Here is a 20740-nt window from a genome sequence, read left to right on the forward strand (position 1 = left end):
ACCGGTTCCCACTTTTCGGGATCATGCTCTGGCCCGCATGCTTCATCTCCCCGTCCCCACGGCAAACTGTGCCGCAACCCTCCGCAGCCGGACGGCGATCGGCATCGACATATGCCTGACAGCTGCCGGATCACTTAGCGCGGTGCGTATCGCCTTCAACGGCGAGCGCGCCTTGATGTGCTGGACCAGCGACAGGAACGATGCCGCCTTGCGCAGGCTGCGGGCGCGCCTGGCGAAGGCGGCCGCGGCAGCCGCGTCCATGGAATTGGTCTCCGCGAAGACCGCATCGGCCTTGCGCATCGCCTCGACATGGTGAAGTTCGAGCACACGCGAGATCGAGCCTGTGCGGATGTGGTAGATATAGCCGGTCGTCGGCTCGACCACGCATTTGCCGCCCTTGGCAAGCGCGTTGGCGAGCAGGATGTAATCCTCGCCGATGCTCAGATTTTCATCATAGCGGAGCCCGTTTTCGGTCAGGAAGCGGCGCTGGAAGATCGGCTTGAGATAGCCAAGATTGAACGTGGATTCGAAAACGATGTTGCCGGCGATGTAGTCGGCGAGCGTGATCTCACGCAGGCCTTCCAGATATTCGGCGGGAAACATGGTCGCTTCGGCAACGCCGTCCTCGCGCACCACCTGGAGGTTGTCGACGGCGATCACAGCGCCTGCCTTTTCCGCCCGCGCGATCATGGCGGAAAGCCGCCCGGGAAGGACGGCATCGTCGGAATCGAGCACCGCGACCCAGCGGCCGGAAGCCAGCTCGAGCCCGGCATTCCTGGCGCCGCCCGGTCCGCGGTTTGCGGGCAATGCGACGACGCGGACGGTGTCCTGCGGGTAGGCTCTTGCGACGTCGAGCGTGTTGTCGCGCGACTGGTCGTCGACGACGATGATTTCGACGCTCACATCGCGCTGGGCCATGGCGCTGACGATCGCCCGGTCAAGCGTGGCCGCGGCATTGTACGCGGCGATGACAAAGGAGACGTCAGGCTGCACGCTTGCCTCCTTGCTGTGGCGAAGGCAGGCCGTATTGGCGAATCTCGCTGATACCGACCAGGCCACTGACGACGCCGACATGCATGATGCCGCGCAGCACGCTGCGGTTGCGGCGAACCGGGCTGATCGCGGTGAGCGCCGCCATGCCGAAACAGTAGGCGGCCTTGGCCGAGGCAAGGCCGACGTCCTTCACGCGTCTGGCAGCACCGGCATTTTGGCCGATGAGGTGGCCATGTGTCTGGCCGAAGCGGAAGCGGCGGCGGCGCAGCCAGTCGAACGCCGCACGGGCGGAAGGCACTACTTCCTCGACCCATGCTTCTGGCGCGAAGGCGATGCGGCCACCGTCCCTGACCATGCGATCGAAGAATTCAGTGTCCTCGCCGCCGCTTTGGCCGCGCGCCAGGCTAAAACGCCGGTCGCGCAGGCTGTCGGCGCCCATTCTGAGCAGCACGTTGCAGGTGTAGCCGGTACGGATTTCGCCCTGCACCCAGACCGGCAAGGTCGAATGGAAATCGCCCTTTCGCATCCAGTCCGGCGCGTCCGCGCGGTAGAGCGCCCGCACCGGACCGAGCACGGCCTCGGCGCCGCTCGTCTCGGCGGTGGCGACCAGCTCGGCAAGCCATTGCGCGGAGGCGGTCTCATCATCGTCGATGAAGGCGACAAAATCCGCCGTGCTGGTGTCAAGACAGGCGTTGCGGGCGACCGAGATGTTGCGTGCCGGGGCATGCCGGTAGCGGACCAGCAGCTTCAATTCCCGCGCCAGCTCGGTCACCAGCGACTTGGCGGTCGGCTCGTCGTCATTGTCGGCAACGATGACGCCGATGCCGAAGCCGGCAGGCATGTTCATGGCAGCGAGCGAGCGCAGCGTTTCGGCCAGTTCCGGCCGGCGAAACGTGCAGACGCAAATATCGATGCGGCGATCCCTGGAGGCCATGCTCACGACGCCACCTTGCGCTGCGATCGCGCCCCGAGCAGTTGCAGCCAAAACCCGACCGACCAGCCGAAATGCATCACCATCGCCGAAATGCCGGTCAGCACATTGTTGGGGTTGCGCTGGGCAATCGCGGTCCAGACGCCATAGCCGAGACAGACCGAGGCCCAGACCAGCAGCGGCACCGCCGCCAGCCAGTGGATGAAGGAAAATGCCGCGAGAAGAACGACCGGCGCCACCAGCAGCGGGATCATCTGCCGGACTTTCGGGATCATGCGGTGCTTGAGCACGTTCTTGGCGCGGCCGCGGCCATAGCCGAGATATTGGAAATACAGGCCTTTCAGCGAGGAACGCGGATAGTAGACCATCTGCGTCTTGCCGCTCATCCAGATGCGGTAGCCGGCCTGCCGCAGCCGGTAGTCGAGCTCCGCATCCTCATTGTGGCTGAAGGTCTCGTCATAGCCGCCAACCGCGGTGAAGGCTGGAATCCGGATCAGAGCGTGATGGCCATGGTCGACCCATTCGCCGGCCGAGAGGTGCCGGTGCTTGGAGCCGCCGGTGCCAAGTTTGGAGTTCTGCGCCGCCGCGACCGCTTTCTGGACCGCGCCGCTGCCGCTGGTCAGCATCGAGACGACGACCGAATCGGCTGATGTGGCCAGCGCCTCCTCGACCAGCCGGTCGCAATAATCGGCGGGATAGCCGCCATGGGCGTCGATGCGGATGAGATATTCGGCGCCGGCGCCAAAGCTGGCGACGGCGAGGTTGATCGCGGCGCTCTGGATGCGCTTTGGGTTGTGCAGGAGGATGACCTGAGGGTCCTTAGCCGCAACCGCCTCGACAATGGCCAAAGTGCCGTCGGTGCTGCCGCCATCGGCAACGACGATGCGGGCGCCGAGCCTTGCAGCGACTGGCCTCAGTTGCTCGAGCAGCGCCCCGATATGCGCCGCCTCGTTCAGGCACGGAATGACGATCAGGCTTGGCGAAAGCGCTTCGGTTTGCGTCATCGGTGCCTTACCGCGCTCTGTATTTTTGTCATCGCCAATCATCCCTAAGCCAGTGCCTCGGTGACGAAGGAGCCGGGTGAAACCGCCAGGCCGCGCAGCCGGTCGACAAAGGCGCGGCAGTCGCTGCGGTCGTAGCTCCAGGTTCGCGGATTGCGGGCCAGCACGCGCGCCTTGGCCTTGCTGAAGCGCTCCTGGTCCATGCGGCCGAGCGCGGTTTCCAGCGTCTGCGGCGTGGCATCGGAGAGCAGGACGCCAATGTCCTGCTGGTTGAGGAACCGCCCGGTTTCGGTGTTGCCCATCGAGATCGGCACGGCGCCGAAGCGGCATCCCTCATAGAGGCGATTGGGCAGCAGCCATTCCGAATTCTGCCCTTCCTCGAAGAAGTCGATCGCCCAGGAAAAATGCACTTCGCCGTAGATCGCCGCCATGTCTTCCGGGTTGCGGTAGGGGCCACGGAAGGAGAGATAGGGCTCGGCTTCGACAAAAGCGTGGAAATCCGGAAATTCCGAGAGTGCCGGACGGCCCCGCAGGACGACCTCGAAGCGCCCGCCCTGGCGGCGGGTGAAATCGGCCAGCAGTTCCAGCGAGCGGCGGCAGCGCAGCGCGCCGAACCAGCCAATGCGCCAGGGCGGCGCGACAGGGTTTTCCGCCTTCAAGCGATCGTCCGTGGCGATCGCCGCGGTTTCGAAATATTTGTTTTCGACCAGCTCCACCGGGGCCGTGACTTGCCCGAACGGCTTGAAATAATTGGCGATGAAGGCCGGCGAGCTGGTCACCAGCAGCTTCACGTCGCGGGCGAGATAGCGTTCCGCGGTGCGCAGCGCCTTGCCCAGCATGTCGTTGCGCAGCACCAGGCGGTGGATGTCGAGGCATTCGTAGACGATCGGCACGCCCCGGAACGCCGCCTTGGCACGTCTGGCCAGCGCCAGCATTTCCAGATTGCGCGCGATGATGAGATCGGGCTTCGGCATCGCCCCAAGCTTCGAGCCTATCGACAGCGCCGCCTTCGCGACCGCCGCCATGCGCTGGCCGAATCGGCCGTCACGCGTCGCGCCAAGGTCGATCGGCTGCAGGCCCTCGACGTCGGGAACAGCATTTGTGGTCCGACGGAAGCCGGCCAATGTGACCCGCGCGCCGCCTGCCCTGAGCATTATGATCCGCCGGCGCACGGCCGGGTCGGAAACGTCGTGCACAAGGTACAAGACATGCAGCATGAAAACTCGACCACTATTGGCCCACCCAAAGGAATGCTAACGCAGCTTTTGCTGCATCGCAACATTTTTGGTGCACCGTAGCAAAATTAGCCGCCTCTACCGCGCCGCACAAATACATCGCCGGAAGGCGGCAGCGCGCAAAAAGTGGGTACACAGGTGAGCCGCAGAAAATGGTACGACATGCGGAGCCGGCAGTTTCGGGCAATTTTGCCCCCGTGCGCGGCAAAATCGCGATCCGACCACGCCGACCATCAAAACTCCGATGCCGGTGATCGTGGTAAACCAATTGCTAATATTGTGTTGCACCGCAACAAAAAATGATGTTGAATTCACCCCAGGGAAGTTGGGGTTTTGAATTGGCTAGGGGATCCGCGCTGCATTCTGCCGCAGTGCGGGATGATGAGCGCATGGCAGCTCAGCTGCACTTTTGAAATAGCTTGCGAAGACCCCTGATGCCAACTGTTTAAATACGGGTAGGTGCTGTATGGGCAAGTCTCTTCGTATTGCCGTCTATGACGACAAGTATCCGACCAGTTTCGTTACGCCACGAGCGTCCCGACATACGATCCTGCGACAGCGATTTCTGCCGTTCAACCTGATCTCTTCGAAGCTGGAAGGTGTGACGCTGATCGAACCTGCTCTGTCCGTTGACATGGTGCATGCGTTCAATCGGATACCTGTCAATTCCTCGAAGTACATCATGTCATTCGAATCCCATTTGCCGCGGCAGTTCGCGCTTCGCAAACGCGGACTTATGGCGCGTTACCTGGTCTCGCGGATCACGAACCCCGGCTGCCGCCGCATTATCGCCTTATCGCATTTTGCCCGCAGATGTTTTCTGGCCCAGCATGCCGGAAATCCGCAGCTGGACCTCCTGACCGCAAAGCTGATGGTTCGTCACCCGAATATCGTCGTGCCCGCGGTTGAGGATGCGATGTCCCAAGACACCGCAGCGGAACTGGTACTGACATTCGTCGGTGCCCATTTCGGCCGCAAGGGCGGATGTGTTGCGGTCAAAATCGCGGAAAAGGCGTTGGAGCAAAATTTGCCAATCCGGGTGAACATCGTTTCCAGTCTCCAGGTTGGCGGTCCCATATGGACAGACCCGACAGCTCCAGGGTTCTTCGACCCCTATCTCAAGCTGCTCGGACTGAAGAATGTCCAACATCACAGGGTGCTGCCAAACCAGGCGGTGCGAAAATTGCTGCGCAATTCGCATTTCGGCATCCTCGCCACGTTCGGCGATACGTTTGGGTACTCTGCACTGGAATCGATGTCCGAGCACACTCCGATTCTTGGGACGGGGGTCTGCGCTCTGCCGGAATTCCTGGAGGACGGCGTCAACGGGATTTCATTGCCAGTGAAGCTGAACGAGGTCGGTGATTGGTGGAACCCGGGATACGACTTCCGCGGCGACGCGAATTTTGCCCAATATTTCCGCGATGAAGTCGAGCGTCTTGCCTGCTTGGCCATTGACCGGTTGAGGACCTATATCGGCCACCCCGAACTGATGGCGCCGCTACGGCGCCAAGCCCGCAGGACGGCGGAAACCATGTTTGCGGCCGAACCCGCAGGCGCATTTCTCGATGCGCTTTACGATCGTGTTGCACTGGAGCGCGCGACGGATCCGGCGCAACTCGATCCGGCTCTTGACGTTTCCTCTCCGCAATCCTTGCCGGCTGAATCCTTGCCGTCCGAATCATCGCCGTTTGTGCCGAATGAAAATACACCGGAGCAACCCCACCGCATCCCGACCGCCTCCGCGGCTTGAGCACCCGGGCACCGTTCCGAAAGTAGCGACCGCGGTTGCTTTGCTGTTGCGCATTGGCCCGCCGATCGGAAGGGGGCGGTTTATTCCCGGACGGTGCGGCAAAGGAAATCGCCTTTGCTGCTTCGCAACATTTTTGATGCAGTGCGGCGAAAAATTGCCATATCCTTGGTGCACGGCTCAATCATCAAGGTGGCACGTAAGCTGCTACACGTCGAAGAGCCGCATCAAACGGCCGGCTTGAAGTCACCGCCGAAAGGTTAAAGGCGCCAACGGAGGCCATGCATGAATTGCACGCGCAGAAAGCTCCTGGTGCTTCTGGCTGCCTCCACGGCAGTGCAATCGGTTGCTGGACAGGCGCTGGCTGAGAGCGTCGTAGCAGGAGCCGGGGACGCTGCCCTCGACAAGCTTCCCGACTGGTCGGCGGTCAAGCTCCAGCTTTGGAAATACACCAATCCCTTCGTGCCGTCGCAATGGAGCGAGCCCAAGCTCGGAGGCTATGACTGGAAGGCCGCGAACGTCAAAATCGTCGACGGTGCACTCCAGCTTAGTGTCAGCGAGAAAGCGTCCGCGCAGGTGATATCCGGCGGAAAATCCGATTCTTCTTCGGCAAAGTGGGAAGTGGATGTAACGCTCCCGACGATGAGGCCAGGGTTGATCGCAGCGCCGCTTTGGACATTCAACGACAAAGCCCATGAGGAAATCGATTTTGAGATCGTCGGCACGAAAGGGTTGCAGCTCACCGTCTGGGCGGACGTCGACAACCAGCACAAGAGCGTTTGGGTAAAATGGATTCTGCTTGGGGATCTGTCGGGCAAGCGATACCGCCTTGGCATAGAATATGAGGCCGGGAAACGCGTTGCCTTCTTCATCGACGGGAAGGAAGCTGCTGTGGTTACCCCGGCTGACACCACTGGTGGCGCCTTTCCGAACCAGCCCATGAAGCCATATTTCGACCTTTGGGTTGCGGCAGGCGCTGTCATGGACACACGCTGGGCCGGCAAATGGGAGCCAATGGCTGCCTCAGACAGATTGGTCATGACACTTCACGGTTACAGGCGAAGCGATATCGGCCCGTGAAGTCAAAGAGGACCGGCCGCGAAAGCTGCAGATGTCCACTGTCGAGCGGATTGGGTCGTGCCGGCGCGACTTGATGCTGCATTGCAACATTTTGGTGCGCCGTAGCAATAGGCGCACGTTTTTTGTTGCAGTGCAAAATTGATCAGCTAATCTTGGACCTGCTTGAGTGCCGCTCGGGCCGTGCGTTGGCCACCAGCCCGGTGCAACGCCCTAAATCGTGACGCGGACCGCATCGGGATTGTCCTGGCGTGCAGCATTTTCGGTCACTACGCCCGTCTTGAGCACCGCAGGCCCCGCCGCGGGACCTGCTGACGAAATGAGGTAATTCCATGAAGATCGTCGTCGAAAACACAGTCTGCCTGAATACCGGAGATGCGGCGATTCTGCTGGCGATCCGCCACATTCTCAAGACGATCGTGCCGGGCAATTTGCGGTTCGCCGTGTTCGACAGCCAGCCCGAGGTTGCAGAAAGGCTCTATCCGAAGAAGGACTATCCGGACCTCGAATTTCACAAGCTGCTGTCGGAATCCCTGTTCCGATACAAGAATGGCAGCGGGCTGAAGGACCGGTTCAAGCCGATCTACAATCGGCTCGTTCTCCAGGCCCTGCGCTGGTTTGGCGCCAGCGCGCTTGGCACTTTTTTCAGCCAGGGCGACCGGCGCGGTCTCGACATTTACGCCGACGCGGACATGGTGGTCACGACAGGTGGAACCTATCTCGTCGAGAACTACAATCTCGAACGACGCCTCAATCAGTTCCGGCTTGATGCCATATTTGGCAAGGATCCGGTCTTCTTCACGCAATCCCTCGGCCCGTTCAACAAAAGTTACAACCGCCAGGAGCTTGGCCCGATCTTTGACCGCAGCCCGCTCATCCTGCTGCGCGATGAACGGTCGCGGACCCATATCCAGGATCTGGTGAAGGATCTCGGCAAGTGCCACGTGGTGGCCGATGCCGTATTCGCCCTGGCCGATACCGACAGGATCGGCAAGTCACTCGCTTCCAGCCAGCCGCCGGCGCCGACTGGCCGCGTCGGCATTTCCGTACGCCACTGGAACTACGTCAGCGATGGTGAAGGCGGCATGCGCCGCTATCTAGATTCGATCCGCGAGATCGCCACAATTCTTGTCAGGGACCTTGGCAAGGAGGTGACCTTTGTCTCCACGTGTCAGGGCGTGCCGGAATATGCCCATGACGATTCCAAGACCGCGCGGGCGATCGTCGCGGAGCTCGATCCTGAGATCGCCAGGCATGTGGCGGTAGACGCCGCATTTCACACGCCGGACCAGTTGATGGCGTTGGTGAAGGGCTTCGACTTCGTCGTCGCGACGCGCATGCACATGATGATCATGTCGCTTTGCGTCGGCACGCCGGTGCTGCCGATCGCCTATGAGTTCAAGACCAAGGAAGTGGCCAAGCGCATAGGTGTCGACGATGTGCTGCTCGACATCGACACCGTGACGCCCGCAGAGGCGCGCGAAAAGCTCGGCCGGTTTGCGGGAAATCTCGACCGCTATCGCAAGACAAGCCTTCAGGCCGTGCTTGAGGAACACGCTTCGGCTATGTCGGCCACAAACCTGCTGGCGTCGCTGATCGGTAGTCGCTCAGCGGATGTTGCGCGCGGCGTTGGACAGGGTGGTGAACAAAGCGCGTCGCGACTGCGGGACGGCAAGCATGAAAACGAGACCGATGCCGTAGTTGAGGGCAAGCGCCAGAAAGACCGCGAGCAGGTCTGACTGGCCGGTCAGCGACGCTGGCAACCACAGGTACAAGAACCAGGCAAGCAGGGACGAGGCGATGAAAAGCCCCTGCATGAGCAGGAAGTCGGCAGCGGTCACCGGACCTACGCGATGGACCAGTACCGCGAGCACGGGAACGCGCAGCACGTAACCGCTGATGGCATAGGCCGCGGCAACGCCGACGGCGCCCCAATGCAGGCCAACGACGAAGGCAGCGACGGTCGTCAGCGACGAGTAGATGCCCCAGTGGAACATGGTCTTCGTCTTGCCCTGACAGATGAATATCCACCCCGTCGTGCTTGAAACGGACTGGACCAGGCTGGCGATGCCCAGCCAGGCAAAGATCGGCGCGACCGGCGCCCAGCCCGCACCGAAGAGAAGTCCGACGATCTGATCGGAGGTCAGCGTCAGCGCGGCGATGCCCGGCATGGTAACGGCCGCCAGCATCCAGTTGGTGCGCACATAGATATCGCGAAAGCGCGCCTTGTCGTCGTGGATGCGGCTGAGCAGCGGCACCATCACCCGCGTCAGCGGCTGGTTGATGTTCTGCAGCGGGAACAGCAAGAGCTTGTAGGCGCGGTCGTAATAGCCGAGCTCGATCGCGCCGGAATATTTTCCGATGAGAATGTTGTCGAGATTGCGCGAGAAGAAGTTGGCGAGGTTGAAGCCGGTCAGGTTGGCGCCGAACGACAATATGTCGGCGTCGACTTTCAGGTCCGGCCGCAACGGCGTCCATCGCGCCACCCGCCAGGCGGCGGCCAGGGCGACAACCGCCGAAACCGCCGGACCGATGACCAGCGACCAGTAGCCGAGCCCCGCATAGGCCGCGATCGCGGCGGCCAGAAGTCCGGCGGCGGCGCTTATCACGTCGTTCAGTGCGAGCTGGCCGAACTGCAGGTGGCGATTCATCAACGCCAGCGGCACCGCGGCCAGACTGCCGAGAAGCAGCGGCAGGGCGGAGCCAAGGGTGATGCCGGACATGCGTTGATCGCCGTAGAACGCGGCGACGGCAGGCGCCAGGCCGGCCACCACCACGGCACTGCCCAGCCCGACGAGGGCGCTGATCCAGAACACCTGGTTGAGCTGCTGGTTGGTGATGTCCTTGCGCTGAACCACAGCCTGCTGCAGGCCCAGATTCTGAAGCAGTCCGACAAAGGCCACGATCGGCCCGACGGAAGCCACCAGACCGAAATCCTCGGGAACGAGCAGACGGGCGAGCACGATGACGGAGAGAAACTGGATCGCCATCTTGAAGCCCTGGGCGCCGATGGTAACCAGCCCGCCGCGCAGGGCGACACGACCGAACTGGGGGGGCGGATTGGCGTTCATGCAAGCGACCTCGTTTCGCCAAGCTGCATGGCGATTTCCACGAAATGTTGGTTCAGCAGATCGGAGTTGAACTCCGCCTCGATCTTCTTGCGCGCAGCGAGGGCGATCTCTTCACACGGCTTCGGATTCTCAGCGATCCAGGCAAGTTTCCCGGTCAGCGCCGCAACGTCCCGCTCAGGCACGAGAAAGCCTGTCTTGTGATCATCGATCAGTTCGGGAATCCCGGAATGATATGTGCTGACCACTGTCAGGCCGGCGGCCATCGCTTCCATCAGCGAAACCGGAATGCCTTCCAGATCGCCATCGCGCGCGCCGACGCTGGGCAGCAGGAACACATGCGCATCGCGCAGACGCTGCTTGACTTCGCTGTGCGGGCGGGACCCAAGAAAACTAACCCTGTCGGCAATGCCGAGATTTGTAGCGATCGCCTTCAACTCCTCAAGAAGTTCGCCGCCGCCGATCACCGAATAGACCCAGTCGCGGCGCGGCAGGCCGGCAAGCGCGCGAAGCGCATATTCGATGCCCTTCTTTTCGGTCAGGCGGCAGACCGAGATGAATGAGAGCGTGGCCTGCTCCCACGAGCGCCATTGGTAGTCGATCTCATTTGGCCGCACCCCCATATGATGAACCACAACCTGCTCGGGCGATGCACCGACCTCAATCAAGGCATCGCGGAAAAATGCGTTTACCGGCAGTTGAAGAACGCCCTTTTCGAACACGATTTTGTAGCGCGCGAGCGTATTGTCATGCAGCGGCTCGCCGACATCGCGGCCGTGAAATATCGTCACCAGGGGAGCGGAAATCCTGCCGCGCTTGATGGCGCGCGCCACGCGCATGCCGTTGTTGCCAAAGTGGGCGACGATGACGTCGGCGCCCTGCAATTTTCGCGCGTGAGCAATGTCGATGGCCGTCGAGAGCTTGTCCCAGAACCTGCCGGACCACTTCCTGAGCAGCGGGCGATAGCGACCCAGGCCGCCCCACCAGCATACGACCTTTCCTGGCAGCGCCTGCCAGCGCGGATCGTCGATATTGCGGTCCTTGCCGAAGGACGTCTCGTTGCAAACCACACCGACTTCCATGCCGCGCTCAAGGCACCCGGCTATCTGGTCGAGAACGAAAGTCTCGGACAATGAGGGAAACTTGTCGACTACGAAGCAAATCTTCATCGGCAGGATGCGCCCCTGCGGGGAGCTGGTGTGCCCCTGACGACAGCCGGGCGGAAAACGTCGTGCGCGAGGCACAAGACATGCAGCATGAAATTCGACCGCTGTTTGGCCCACCCGCGCAGACGTTAGTACAGGTCTTGCTGCACTGCAACATTTTTGGTGCAGCGTAGCAAGATTCCCTCGATTTGGCGTCTCTGCCGATCAATCGCTCAAGGGCGGTGTCAGCCGGCAGACGAAGGATCCGCCCAGCCCTCGGCAACGCCGACATGCCTGGCAGGTTCAGGTGCAAAGCCTTGCGCGGCCAGTTGGACAACGATCTGCGCAAAACGTTCGTTCAGAGCATCTGCGTTGAAGTCCTCCTCGACCTTGCGGCGTGCGGCAAGCGCGATACGCTCGCATTCCGCCGGATGCTCCGCGGCCCAGGCAAGCTTGCCGGCAAGCAGTGAAACGTCTCGCTCGGGTGCAAGCAACCCTGTCTCACGATCCTCGATGAGCTCCGGGATTCCGGAATGATACGTGCTCACCGCAATCAACCCGGCGGCCATCGCTTCCATGAGCGCGACCGGAATGCCTTCCATGTCACCATCACTGGCGGTGATACTCGGCAGCAAGAAGAGATGCGCCTTGCGAAGCCGCTGTTTCACCTCCGCGTGAGGGAGACTGCCGAGGAATGTTACGCGCCCGGTCAAGCCCAGTTCCAGCGCCAGCTTCTCCAGATCCATCCGCAGGGGGCCATCGCCGATAATGTCGTAGCGCCAGTCTATCTCAGGATGGGAGGCCTTGAGGGAGGCCAGGGCGCGCAAGGCGAACTCGACGCCTTTCTTTTCGACCAGGCGGCAAACCGTCGTCACGACCAATTGGGTGCCTTCCCACGATTCCCAGCGATAGCCGATTTCGAGGGAATCAATTCCCATATGATGAACCGTCGTGCTCGACTGGGACAGGCCGGCCTCCAGCAACATCGTGCGGAAGTAATCGTTGACGGGCAGGTTCAGGGTCCCATGCTTGATCAGTCCAGCGTATTGCGTCGAGAGCACTGCCTGCCGCGCCGGGATCGCCACGTCCGCGCCGTGAAAGATGGTTATGACCGGTGGTTTGAGAACCTTCCATTTCTTCAGCGCGGCTGCTCTCTCGCCGTTCTGTCCGAAGTGAGCGACAATCACGTCACAGCGGTTCAAGCGGCTTGCAAAAACAGCATCAAGAGCGGTCGAAGCCTTGTATCGCAGGCGCGGCGGCAGCCGCCGTACAAATTTGCTGAGTCCCGTGGCCCATCGCCACCAATGTTGAGTTCTGGCGACCAGCGTCGCCATCGGCTCGCTCTGCCGGTCGATTCGGTCGTCACCTTTCGTCTTGTCGCATACGACCTCCACGTCGAAGCCCCGCGCCAGCAGCCCAGCCATCTGGTCTGCGACGAAGGTTTCCGAAAGGAGGGGGAATTCGCCGACAACAAAGCCCACGCGCATGACCCGCCCATAAGGTTGGGGCTTGCCCGGACCCCCAAGCGGTCCATATCGCACAAGCCCTAATGTAGACAGGCAGAATACACGTTGATTGTTGCGGTGCCACAAAAATATTGCACTGCAGCAATCAAAAGTGATCAGGAAGCATCGGCACGCGACACCTGGAACTGGCTCATGGAGCCTTGCGCGACTGCCATCGCCCGGCGCCGCAGCGTGTCAGATGAATTCCAGCGCGACGCGTTAGGCTGCGCGCTCCAGGCCGAGACGCCTTGCGCTGTCGAGCACGCCCATGAACGTGGCAAACTGACGGTCCGGGTTCATTTGCGGCCGCTCCGAAAACTGACGTGCTGCCGCTGACAGCCGCTTGTACTCGGCCTCATCGCTCCACAGCCGTCTGACCGCTGCGACCCAGTCGGCGAGCGGGGCATCGTAGTCCAGCACCACGCCACCGGAGCCGATCGCTTCCGGCAGCCCGCCGCGCCGCGAGCCGACCACAGGAATGCCGCTGCAATGCGCTTCCGACGCCACCCGGCCCCAGGCCTCTTCCCATTTGCTGGGCGCAAGCAGGATTTTCGTGCGGCCGTAGACCGTCTTCATGTCGCTGGTGCGGCCTTCCAGCTTGACGTTTCGGAGGGGAGAGATTGTTGCTTCGATCCGGGCTCGATGATCGTCGTCGAGCTTCCAGCTTTCGACGAACAGGAACGGGATCTCGGGACAGGCGGCGGCAATGCGCACCGCAAGATCGAAGCCTTTTTCCTCATAGGGATTGATGAGGGTGACAAATTCACCGGTCGTCGGTGTGCTGTAGAACGCGGGATTGATGGTCGGCGGAATGACCGTCGAATCGATATCGAATTTTGCCTTGTAGGTACGCGCCGTGAACTCGGAATTGGCAATATAGAGCGCTGAATGCAGTTCGCGCAGATCACCGGCCAGTTCATGGAATTCGACGTTCCTGAGGTAGACGACGACAGGCACGCCTTTGGCCTGCAGCGCCTTGCCGATCGGAACCGAATTGTGGCACTGCACGACCGCGACATCCGGCCTCAACTTTTCGACGGCGAAGCCCGCCGCTTCCCAGGGAAACCACGCCCGCACCACCGGATAGCCCGGGAAATTGTCGATGACCGCGCGCTGACGAAGGAGCTTCATCTTGGCGCGCGCCCTGAAGCCGAACATGCCGTCGCCGAACAAAGCTGCCAGCACGGATGCCTCGTGACCGTTCTCACGCAATTGTTCGACCAGGTGGTGGGTGCTCGACTGAACGCCGCCGCTGAATTGCGGCGTGTAGCCGGTGCCGCCTGCAAACAGAACTTTCATGAACCTGGCTCCTCGTTGTGCCGCCCTGCCCTCACGCGGCCATCCTGCCGATCGAGAAATACTCGATGCCGTGGCGGGCGATGACCTTGGGATCGTATAGGTTGCGGCCGTCGAAGATGACCGGCGTGGTCAGCGCATCCTTGACCGCGTCGAAGGACGGGGCGCGGAAACTCTTCCACTCGGTGGCGATCAAAAGCGCGTCGGCGCCGCGCAGTGCCGCCTCCTTGGTGCCGCACAACAGAAGATCGTCGCGCAGGCCGTAGATGGCCTGGCATTCCTGCATCGCCTCGGGATCATAGGCTTGCACCTTGGCGCCGGCCTTCCACAGCGCTTCCATCAGGACGCGTGCCGGCGCCTCGCGCATGTCATCGGTGTTGGGCTTGAAGGCCAGGCCCCAGAGCGCGAAGGTCTTGCCTTTGAGGCTACCCTTGAAATAGCGGTGGACCTTGTCGAACAGAACGGATTTCTGCTCATTGTTGCGCTCCTCGACGGCGCGCAGCAGCTTGGCATCGAACTTGACGCCTTCGGCGGTCTTGATCAGGGCGCGGACATCCTTCGGGAAGCACGAGCCGCCATAGCCGAGGCCGGGATAGATGAAGTGGTAGCCAATGCGCGGATCCGAGCCGATGCCCTTGCGCACCTCCTCGATGTCGGCGCCGAGCTGCTCGGCCAGATTGGCCATCTCGTTCATGAAAGAGATCTTGGTCGCCAGCATGCAATTGGCGGCGTATTTCGTGAATTCGGCGCTGCGCACGTCCATCACGATCATCTTCTCGTGGTTGCGGTTGAACGGCGCATAAAGCTCGCGCATCACCGCCTCAGTGTCCTCGCTGTTGGTACCGACGATGATGCGGTCGGGCTTCATGCAGTCGGCGACGGCGGAGCCTTCCTTGAGGAATTCCGGATTGGAGGCGACGTCGAAAGCCAGATCCTGGCGGCCGCGCGCCTTCAGCGTCTCGGCGATTTTGGCCTTCACCTTCTCGCAGGTGCCGACCGGCACGGTCGACTTGCCGACCACGATCTTGGGGCTGTCCATCTCACGGCCGATGGTCTCGGCCACCGCCAGTACATATTTGAGGTCGGCCGAGCCGTCCTCGCCGGGTGGCGTGCCGACCGCGATCATCTGGATTTCGCCATGCTTGACGGCGGCGACGGCATCGGTGGTGAATTTGATGCGGCCGGCGGCGTGGTTCTCCTTGACCAGGGCCTCCAGTCCGGGCTCGAAAATCGGCACGAAGCCCTGGTTGAGCCGCTCGACTTTCTTTTCGTCGACATCGACGCACACCACCTGGTGCCCGACTTCCGCCAACACCGCGGCCTGCACGAGACCGACATAGCCAATTCCAAAGACCGTCAAATTCATTCGGGTTAATTCCTGTTCATGCCCTTTGGCCTGATATGGCCGAGCCGGTTCAGATCTACTTTATGCTGCTTACACTACATGCCAGCGATTCCGGAAACTGGCACGGCTGGCCGAGCGCGGTGAAGGCGACGCGTTGCACCTGCATCGACACCTGGCGGCCGGGATCCGAAAAAGCGCCCATCCAGTTGGTCAGCGTGTCGCTGCCCCACAGGCTGAAGAATATCTTCTGCGAATGGGTCGGCAATTGCTCGGGATTGGTCACTTCCTGGACCAGCTTGCCGTTGACGTACCAGCGCAACCGGTCCTTTTCCCAGATGAAGGCATAGTCGTTGAAGCCCTTGTCGGTGCCACCTTCGACTTCGGCCAGCTTCTCGTTCTTGGGTTTGCCGGCGATGTAGCTGTTGACCTGCACCTTCGACGTGTCCTTGGTCAGGACCTCGAAGTCGATCTCGTACCAGGGCTGTTTGTCGGCTGGGCCGATATAGGTGAAGAAAGCGGCGTTGAGGCCGGAACCGGTGTCCGTCTTCATCCGCGCTTCATAGGTTCCGTAGCCAAAGCGCTGCTTGGTCTGGATCTCGGCGCAGGCGAACTCGCGATCCTTCAATTTGCGCTTTTCGAAGCCGAGCGTCAGCACGTTGTCGGAAAGTTTGACCAGGCTTTTCGACCAGGTGCAGTTCTGGTGGTTGCCGTTCGACCAGCCGTCGGAGACAAACCAGCGCGATCGATCGAAACTCTTGAAATCGTCGACGAAGGACGGTGCGCTTTTCATCTCCGGCGAGGCGTCCTGGGCACGGGAGGGCTGCGCGGCGCCGAACAGAGCTGCGGCTGACGCCAGCAGAAGCGCACCAACGGACAGAAGACGCAACGGCCGATTTGGCTGCGCCGAAATCATGGCATCGACTGCCATGATAGGGGTCGTCTTCGGATCTACGTTCATATCAATTCACCTTTGTGCTGTTCCGCCCCAACCCAAAGTCACCGACTGGCCCACGTCCCAACGGGCCGATCCCGATCCTCCGTCCCCTCGAACTTTCTCGTTTGTGCCTCGTATGACCGGCTTCAGCCGGAGCGGCCTGCGGATTTGACGTATTCGGCCTGAGAATCAGGAGCCAAGGCATTCTCGTCGACAATCGCGTCGAGTGAATGACGCAGTTCCTTCATCCGGCTGGTCTGGCGCACCAATTCGGCGATGCGCTGTTCGCAGTTCAGGATCGATTTCGTCAACTCGCCGACCTCAGACATCCTGCTTGCCGAAGCCGAGCCATTCTCCATCGACTCGACCAGGAAGGCCGCGTTGGTGGACTTCGACCGATAGCGATTCTCCAGCCCGGTTTTCTCAGCCGCGATCTCGGCCGTGATCTGATCCAGCAACTTTGCCAGACGGTCGAAACGCGCCAGATCGGTCTGCTTGTCCCGGGCCGGGTCCCTGGACCTGAAGCCGAAAATTGAAGCCATCCGGTTGGCCTTCCAAAATTGCTGCACCGCAACATACAGTGCCATCGTCGGGACGCGGAGGCAACCTCCGAGTTTCAGAAAGGCAATTTTTTCAGTTTCCGTGCTCGTTGCCGCGCAATGGAGAGGCCTACTTGTTCGGGGCCGTGCTGGTCCCCGCCATCAAATACCGCAAGGGCGGCACCGGCTGCTGTCTCGGTGATAGACCGACGTGACGAAACAACGCATCGAGCTTGTCCGAGGCCACGCCGCGAACGATGGGAATGAGGTTCGACTGGCTGGCCAGCGCATAGGCGGCAGCCGACGCCATGCCGCGCTCGGCCTTCACATCGAGGAAATTGCGCAGCCGGTATTTGTCGCGCACATGCCGCTCGTGCTTGCGCAGAACGGCCTTGGAGCCTTCCGGCAGGCTGTCGATCTTGAGAAGCGCCAGATCGGCATCGGCCAGGCGCTTCAGATCCTGCGTCTTGTGCCGGCCGCTCAGCGAATCGGCGCGCACGATCGCGCCGTAGCCGCAGGACCGGATGACCTTGAAGCGCGCGCCGAGGGCAAAGGCACGGGCATAGAGTTCGTAATCTTCGCCCAGACGCAGGTTTTCATCGTAGCGCAGGCCGTGCCTGTCGAGGAAAGCCCTTGATATCACCGGTTTGAGAAAGCCGAGTTCGCCGCGCTGGACGCGCCGGCTGGAGATGTTGCCTTCGATGAAACGCTCGAAGTCGAGGAACTCCGGATCCGCCGAAAAGGCCGGGGCGACGATTTTGGAAACATCGGTCGCCGTATCGTCGCGGATCAGCATGATGTTGTCGGCGGCAAAATCCCAGTCGGTGCTGGCAAACAGCTGGCGGAACCGGCCTTCGAGAAAGAAATCGTCGGCGTCGAGAATGCTGATGAAGGGCGATTTGGAGCCGGCAATGGCGGCGTTGCGGGCGAAAGAAGGGCCGCGATTGACGTCGAGGCGGATAACCGACAGCCGGCCGCTGCCATCGTCGGCAGCAGTGGCGACTTTTGCGGTGTCGTCGGTGGAGGCATCGTCGACGACGACGACTTCCGCCACCTCCGGCTCGCGCAGCGCCGAGGCGACGGCCGCGGGAATGGTGCGGGCCGCGTTGCGGGCAGCGATGATCACGCAGACCTGGGGTACTGTCATGGACATAGGGTGGCCTTTCGATTGCATAAATTGTTGCGAGGCCCCTCGCCCTTCCGGCGCGCGGCGCCGGATCCCGATCCATCCTCCCCTGATCCATCGCCAGCGAATCGGGACGGAACTTTCTCTGCCTGCTGTCTGACGACCCTCGTCATCACCGGCCTTCCGGTCGCTCAAAGATCCGCCGGCTGAGGTCGGCGGACGCGGCCCAGCTGGCTTCGGTCAGGTAGCGGACAGGTTCGCGGCCGCATAGTTCCCACAAAACGGTGCGCCGCTGCGGCCATCTCAGCGACGATAGCCACGGCGCGATAACCATGTGGAACAGGTCTTCATTGCCGATGCGTGACAGGATCCTGGTGGCCCGATCCGAGAGCAGCGTGCCGGCGCCGCCAAGCAGCACGTCGGCGGCGCGCAAGCCCAGGAGCAGCGTGTCGGCCAGCCCCTGCTCGGCCGCGTAGTCGAGCACATTCTGCTGCTCGGCCTCGCTCAGGCGGCTGGCCGCGGCCCTGATGTCGCAGACATAGCCCGCGCATGGCTCGCGGTTGAACAGCGCCTTGGCGACGCTGATGCAGGACAAGAGCAAGGTGTCGGAAGCCGAGATGAAAGGTACGCTGGAGCCGGCGATCGCAAGTGCGCGCTTGCGGCGCAGAAAGCCGTCCGTGTCGCGTGGGCTTGGCGATCCCGGCTGCTGCAGCCGGTAGTGGAGATCGACGGTGGACAATTTCGGACCCTGGCTGCGAACCATATGCTGTTCGCCCAAAAACCGCACCCACCAGACGGAGCGGGACTTGCCGGCGACCTCGTAGCCGATCGAGCGCAGCGCATCGCGGGCTTTGAAGAAGCCGGCTGGCGACACCAATATGTCGACATCGCCGGACGGCTTCATGAAATGGTCGCCATAGAGCAGTTGCTGCTGGAACGGTCCCTTCAGGAAGACGAAATCGATCTTGCTGTCGCGCAGCGCCTTGTCGATGGCCATCGAATCCATGATGCCGGACGAGTTCATCGCGATCGTGCGCCGGCGGTAGGTGTCGAGCCACTCGAGCAGCCCAGGCGGGGTCTCGCCCACGGGTGGGCGCGACAGCGCCTTCAGTACAAAGGTCGCGACCTTGTTCAGCCGCGCGATGTCGCAGACATCGGCAACGGAGATGGCCGGTGCAGGTGCTGCGCTGGCGCTCGCCTCCGGGTTGAAGAACAGCCGCAGGCACGCCTGCACATAGGCTACTTCGTCGGCGCAGCCGGCGGCGCGCAACCTCTCGAAGGTCCCTTCCTGCAAGGCCATATGCTGCAGCATCTCCGCAAAAAATTTGTGAGGGGCGTTATATTGCAAGTGCGAAGCAAAGCATCGTCAAATTCAGCTGCCGCGTCCAGTTTTTCCTTCGGGACCAGTTTTACCACAACCATAGCGTTTAGCGGCACAATTGTGCAACGCAGCACAGGCGCCGCCGGAATCGGATCCGCCGACGGCACGCCTGCAGCAACTTCCGTGCGACTTCGCTCGAGCCTAAAACGCGGGCATTCCAAGTGAAAAATTTAGTATAATTAAATCATATGCTTAATTAATGGCCACGGATACATTGTTGAATTCAACTGGGATGCGCGGCTAGAGTGCAGGTGCAAGCGTTTTGATCACCATTGACGGCAGCCGCAACCGAGAATTGATTAACGGCAGGTAAATCAGACTTGACTCATAAATGCTGCCATGCAGCTATTGCGGTGCAGCAATAGATCGCTGCCGGCAATCGACAGGCCGCTTCCAGTCCGTATTGGAGAGTAAAATGGAACAGAATGTTGAAAAGCATGAGTACGAAACCCCAAGCCTGACGGTCCACGGCTCGATCGAGACCATCACGCAAGGCGGTAGCGGCACCACGGCACTCGACGCGTCGTTCCCGGCGCATACGCCGATCGGCGAACTCACCTTCTCCTGAGACTCTTCTCGTTGGGGTGACAAAGTACAGACTCTGAAACAGAGCGCACTACGGAGAGTCGGGGCTCGGGCCCCGGCTCTCGCGACCTGTCAGGAATTGCCGAAGCGTTGGTGTTGTAAGCAGTGTCGTGTGAGCGAGGTTTAGGATGGACTGGAACCCCTCGGAGCATGATCGGGTGAGCGCGAGCAAGGATGCGGTTGCCTGCGAATTCGGCAACGGCCTGGCGCTGCTCGATATGCGGTCCAACATCTATTACAGCCTGAACAGCGTCGGGGCCTACATTTGGGAACTGATCCAGGAGCCGAAGCCGATTGTGGAAATCCGCAGCGCCGTGCTCGAACGCTACAATGTCGAGCCCGAACGCTGCAAGGCCGATGTCGACGGATTGTTGAAAGGCCTGGCGGACGCCGGGCTTGCGAGGCTCCATGATGAGGAACTTGTCTAGAGTTTTCTCGCTGAGCGGGCCGGAGATGCTCTTCCTCGCCCACTGCCTTGCGGTGGTTGCAGCGGTGAGACTGGGGCTGACGCTGCTTTCCTACAACAGAGTTCGCAGCATAGTGACGCGGCTCGACGCTAGCGAGCCGGCCGGCATCGGCGATCTAAGGCGCGTCGCCTGGGGCGTCGCGGCCGCGGCGCGGCTGGTGCCGGGCGCAAGCTGCCTCACCCAGGCGCTTTCCGGCCAGTATTTGCTTGCCCGCCAGGGCAACGCTTCGAAGATCCGCATCGGCATCGAGCGCGATACCGGCACTGAGTTGAAGGCGCATGCCTGGCTGGTGAGCGGCGACCACATCGTTCTTGGCGGCTCGCTTGGCAGGTTTACCCATCTCGTCGATCACGGCCAGTGAC

The 20740-nt window shown here is 61.4% G+C and carries 18 protein-coding genes and 1 pseudogene; 6 read left to right on the plus strand and 13 right to left on the minus strand.

What is annotated here, in order from left to right; translation table 11 throughout:
- Positions 1 to 42: 42 nt before the first annotated feature.
- From AC04SH_RS09660 to AC04SH_RS09675, 4 genes are read right to left on the minus strand one after another with little or no spacing between them, the layout of a single operon-like run.
- Complete coding sequence (locus tag AC04SH_RS09660; protein WP_312037241.1) at positions 43 to 993, minus strand: glycosyltransferase family 2 protein; 951 nt, start codon at positions 991 to 993, stop codon at positions 43 to 45.
- The gene (locus AC04SH_RS09665) at positions 983 to 1927 is read right to left on the minus strand and encodes a glycosyltransferase family 2 protein (RefSeq protein ID WP_488574829.1); all 945 of its coding nucleotides are present in this window, start codon (positions 1925 to 1927) and stop codon (positions 983 to 985) included. The genes AC04SH_RS09660 and AC04SH_RS09665 overlap by 11 nt, the downstream gene beginning before the upstream one ends.
- 2 nt (positions 1928 to 1929) lie before the next feature.
- The gene (locus AC04SH_RS09670; protein ID WP_488574830.1) at positions 1930 to 2928 is read right to left on the minus strand and encodes a glycosyltransferase family 2 protein; all 999 of its coding nucleotides are present in this window, start codon (positions 2926 to 2928) and stop codon (positions 1930 to 1932) included.
- Between the two features lie 44 nt (positions 2929 to 2972).
- A complete protein-coding gene (locus AC04SH_RS09675; RefSeq protein WP_488574831.1) occupies positions 2973 to 4142 on the minus strand; it encodes a glycosyltransferase in 1170 nt (389 codons plus the stop codon).
- A gap of 484 nt (positions 4143 to 4626) precedes the next feature.
- Between AC04SH_RS09675 and AC04SH_RS09680 the strand changes: the two genes are divergently transcribed.
- The 3 genes and pseudogenes from AC04SH_RS09680 to AC04SH_RS09690 all read left to right on the plus strand — a co-directional run.
- On the plus strand, positions 4627 to 5913 hold the full coding sequence (locus AC04SH_RS09680; RefSeq protein WP_488574832.1) for a glycosyltransferase family 4 protein: 1287 nt from the start codon (positions 4627 to 4629) through the stop codon (positions 5911 to 5913).
- A gap of 309 nt (positions 5914 to 6222) precedes the next feature.
- Positions 6223 to 6990: a family 16 glycosylhydrolase gene (locus AC04SH_RS09685; protein WP_488574833.1), complete on the plus strand. Its 768-nt coding sequence runs from the start codon at positions 6223 to 6225 to the stop codon at positions 6988 to 6990.
- 329 nt (positions 6991 to 7319) lie between these two features.
- Positions 7320 to 8369: pseudogene (locus AC04SH_RS09690) on the plus strand (polysaccharide pyruvyl transferase family protein); the annotation flags it as partial.
- A gap of 225 nt (positions 8370 to 8594) precedes the next feature.
- Here AC04SH_RS09690 and AC04SH_RS09695 read toward each other — a convergent pair.
- The 9 genes from AC04SH_RS09695 to AC04SH_RS09735 form a co-directional block, all read right to left on the minus strand.
- Entirely contained in the window at positions 8595 to 10058 is a 1464-nt protein-coding gene (locus AC04SH_RS09695) for a lipopolysaccharide biosynthesis protein (RefSeq protein WP_142867600.1), read from the minus strand.
- Positions 10055 to 11224 carry a glycosyltransferase gene (locus tag AC04SH_RS09700; RefSeq protein WP_112560564.1) on the minus strand — a complete coding sequence of 390 codons (1170 nt, stop codon included), beginning with the start codon at positions 11222 to 11224 and terminating at the stop codon, positions 10055 to 10057. Before AC04SH_RS09700 ends, AC04SH_RS09695 begins: the two co-directional genes overlap by 4 nt.
- Before the next feature lie 221 nt (positions 11225 to 11445).
- Complete coding sequence (locus tag AC04SH_RS09705) at positions 11446 to 12687, minus strand: glycosyltransferase (RefSeq protein ID WP_488574834.1); 1242 nt, start codon at positions 12685 to 12687, stop codon at positions 11446 to 11448.
- Between the two features lie 237 nt (positions 12688 to 12924).
- Positions 12925 to 14004, minus strand: a complete 1080-nt coding sequence (locus AC04SH_RS09710) for a glycosyltransferase (RefSeq protein WP_352582270.1) — start codon at positions 14002 to 14004, stop codon at positions 12925 to 12927.
- 31 nt (positions 14005 to 14035) lie between these two features.
- Complete coding sequence (locus AC04SH_RS09715) at positions 14036 to 15367, minus strand: UDP-glucose dehydrogenase family protein (protein WP_488574835.1); 1332 nt, start codon at positions 15365 to 15367, stop codon at positions 14036 to 14038.
- A gap of 55 nt (positions 15368 to 15422) precedes the next feature.
- Entirely contained in the window at positions 15423 to 16304 is an 882-nt protein-coding gene (exoK, locus tag AC04SH_RS09720) for an endo-1,3-1,4-beta-glycanase ExoK (protein WP_488574836.1), read from the minus strand.
- Positions 16305 to 16426: 122 nt separating this feature from the next.
- Positions 16427 to 16822 carry a hypothetical protein gene (locus tag AC04SH_RS09725; RefSeq protein ID WP_488574837.1) on the minus strand — a complete coding sequence of 132 codons (396 nt, stop codon included), beginning with the start codon at positions 16820 to 16822 and terminating at the stop codon, positions 16427 to 16429.
- Positions 16823 to 16949: 127 nt separating this feature from the next.
- Positions 16950 to 17972 carry a glycosyltransferase family 2 protein gene (locus AC04SH_RS09730; protein ID WP_488574838.1) on the minus strand — a complete coding sequence of 341 codons (1023 nt, stop codon included), beginning with the start codon at positions 17970 to 17972 and terminating at the stop codon, positions 16950 to 16952.
- Positions 17973 to 18117: 145 nt separating this feature from the next.
- Positions 18118 to 19245, minus strand: a complete 1128-nt coding sequence (locus AC04SH_RS09735) for a nucleotidyltransferase family protein (RefSeq protein ID WP_488574839.1) — start codon at positions 19243 to 19245, stop codon at positions 18118 to 18120.
- Positions 19246 to 19741: 496 nt separating this feature from the next.
- Here AC04SH_RS09735 and AC04SH_RS09740 point away from each other — a divergent pair, with 496 nt between their 5' ends.
- From AC04SH_RS09740 to AC04SH_RS09750, 3 genes are all read left to right on the plus strand, one after another.
- Positions 19742 to 19894: a lasso RiPP family leader peptide-containing protein gene (locus AC04SH_RS09740; RefSeq protein ID WP_454587615.1), complete on the plus strand. Its 153-nt coding sequence runs from the start codon at positions 19742 to 19744 to the stop codon at positions 19892 to 19894.
- A 175-nt stretch (positions 19895 to 20069) separates the two neighbouring features.
- A complete protein-coding gene (locus AC04SH_RS09745) occupies positions 20070 to 20339 on the plus strand; it encodes a PqqD family protein (protein ID WP_352582279.1) in 270 nt (89 codons plus the stop codon).
- Positions 20332 to 20739: a lasso peptide biosynthesis B2 protein gene (locus AC04SH_RS09750; RefSeq protein ID WP_488574840.1), complete on the plus strand. Its 408-nt coding sequence runs from the start codon at positions 20332 to 20334 to the stop codon at positions 20737 to 20739. Before AC04SH_RS09745 ends, AC04SH_RS09750 begins: the two co-directional genes overlap by 8 nt.
- Position 20740: the final 1 nt, after the last annotated feature.

It is taken from the genome of Mesorhizobium sp. CNPSo 4688 (assembly GCF_057784295.1).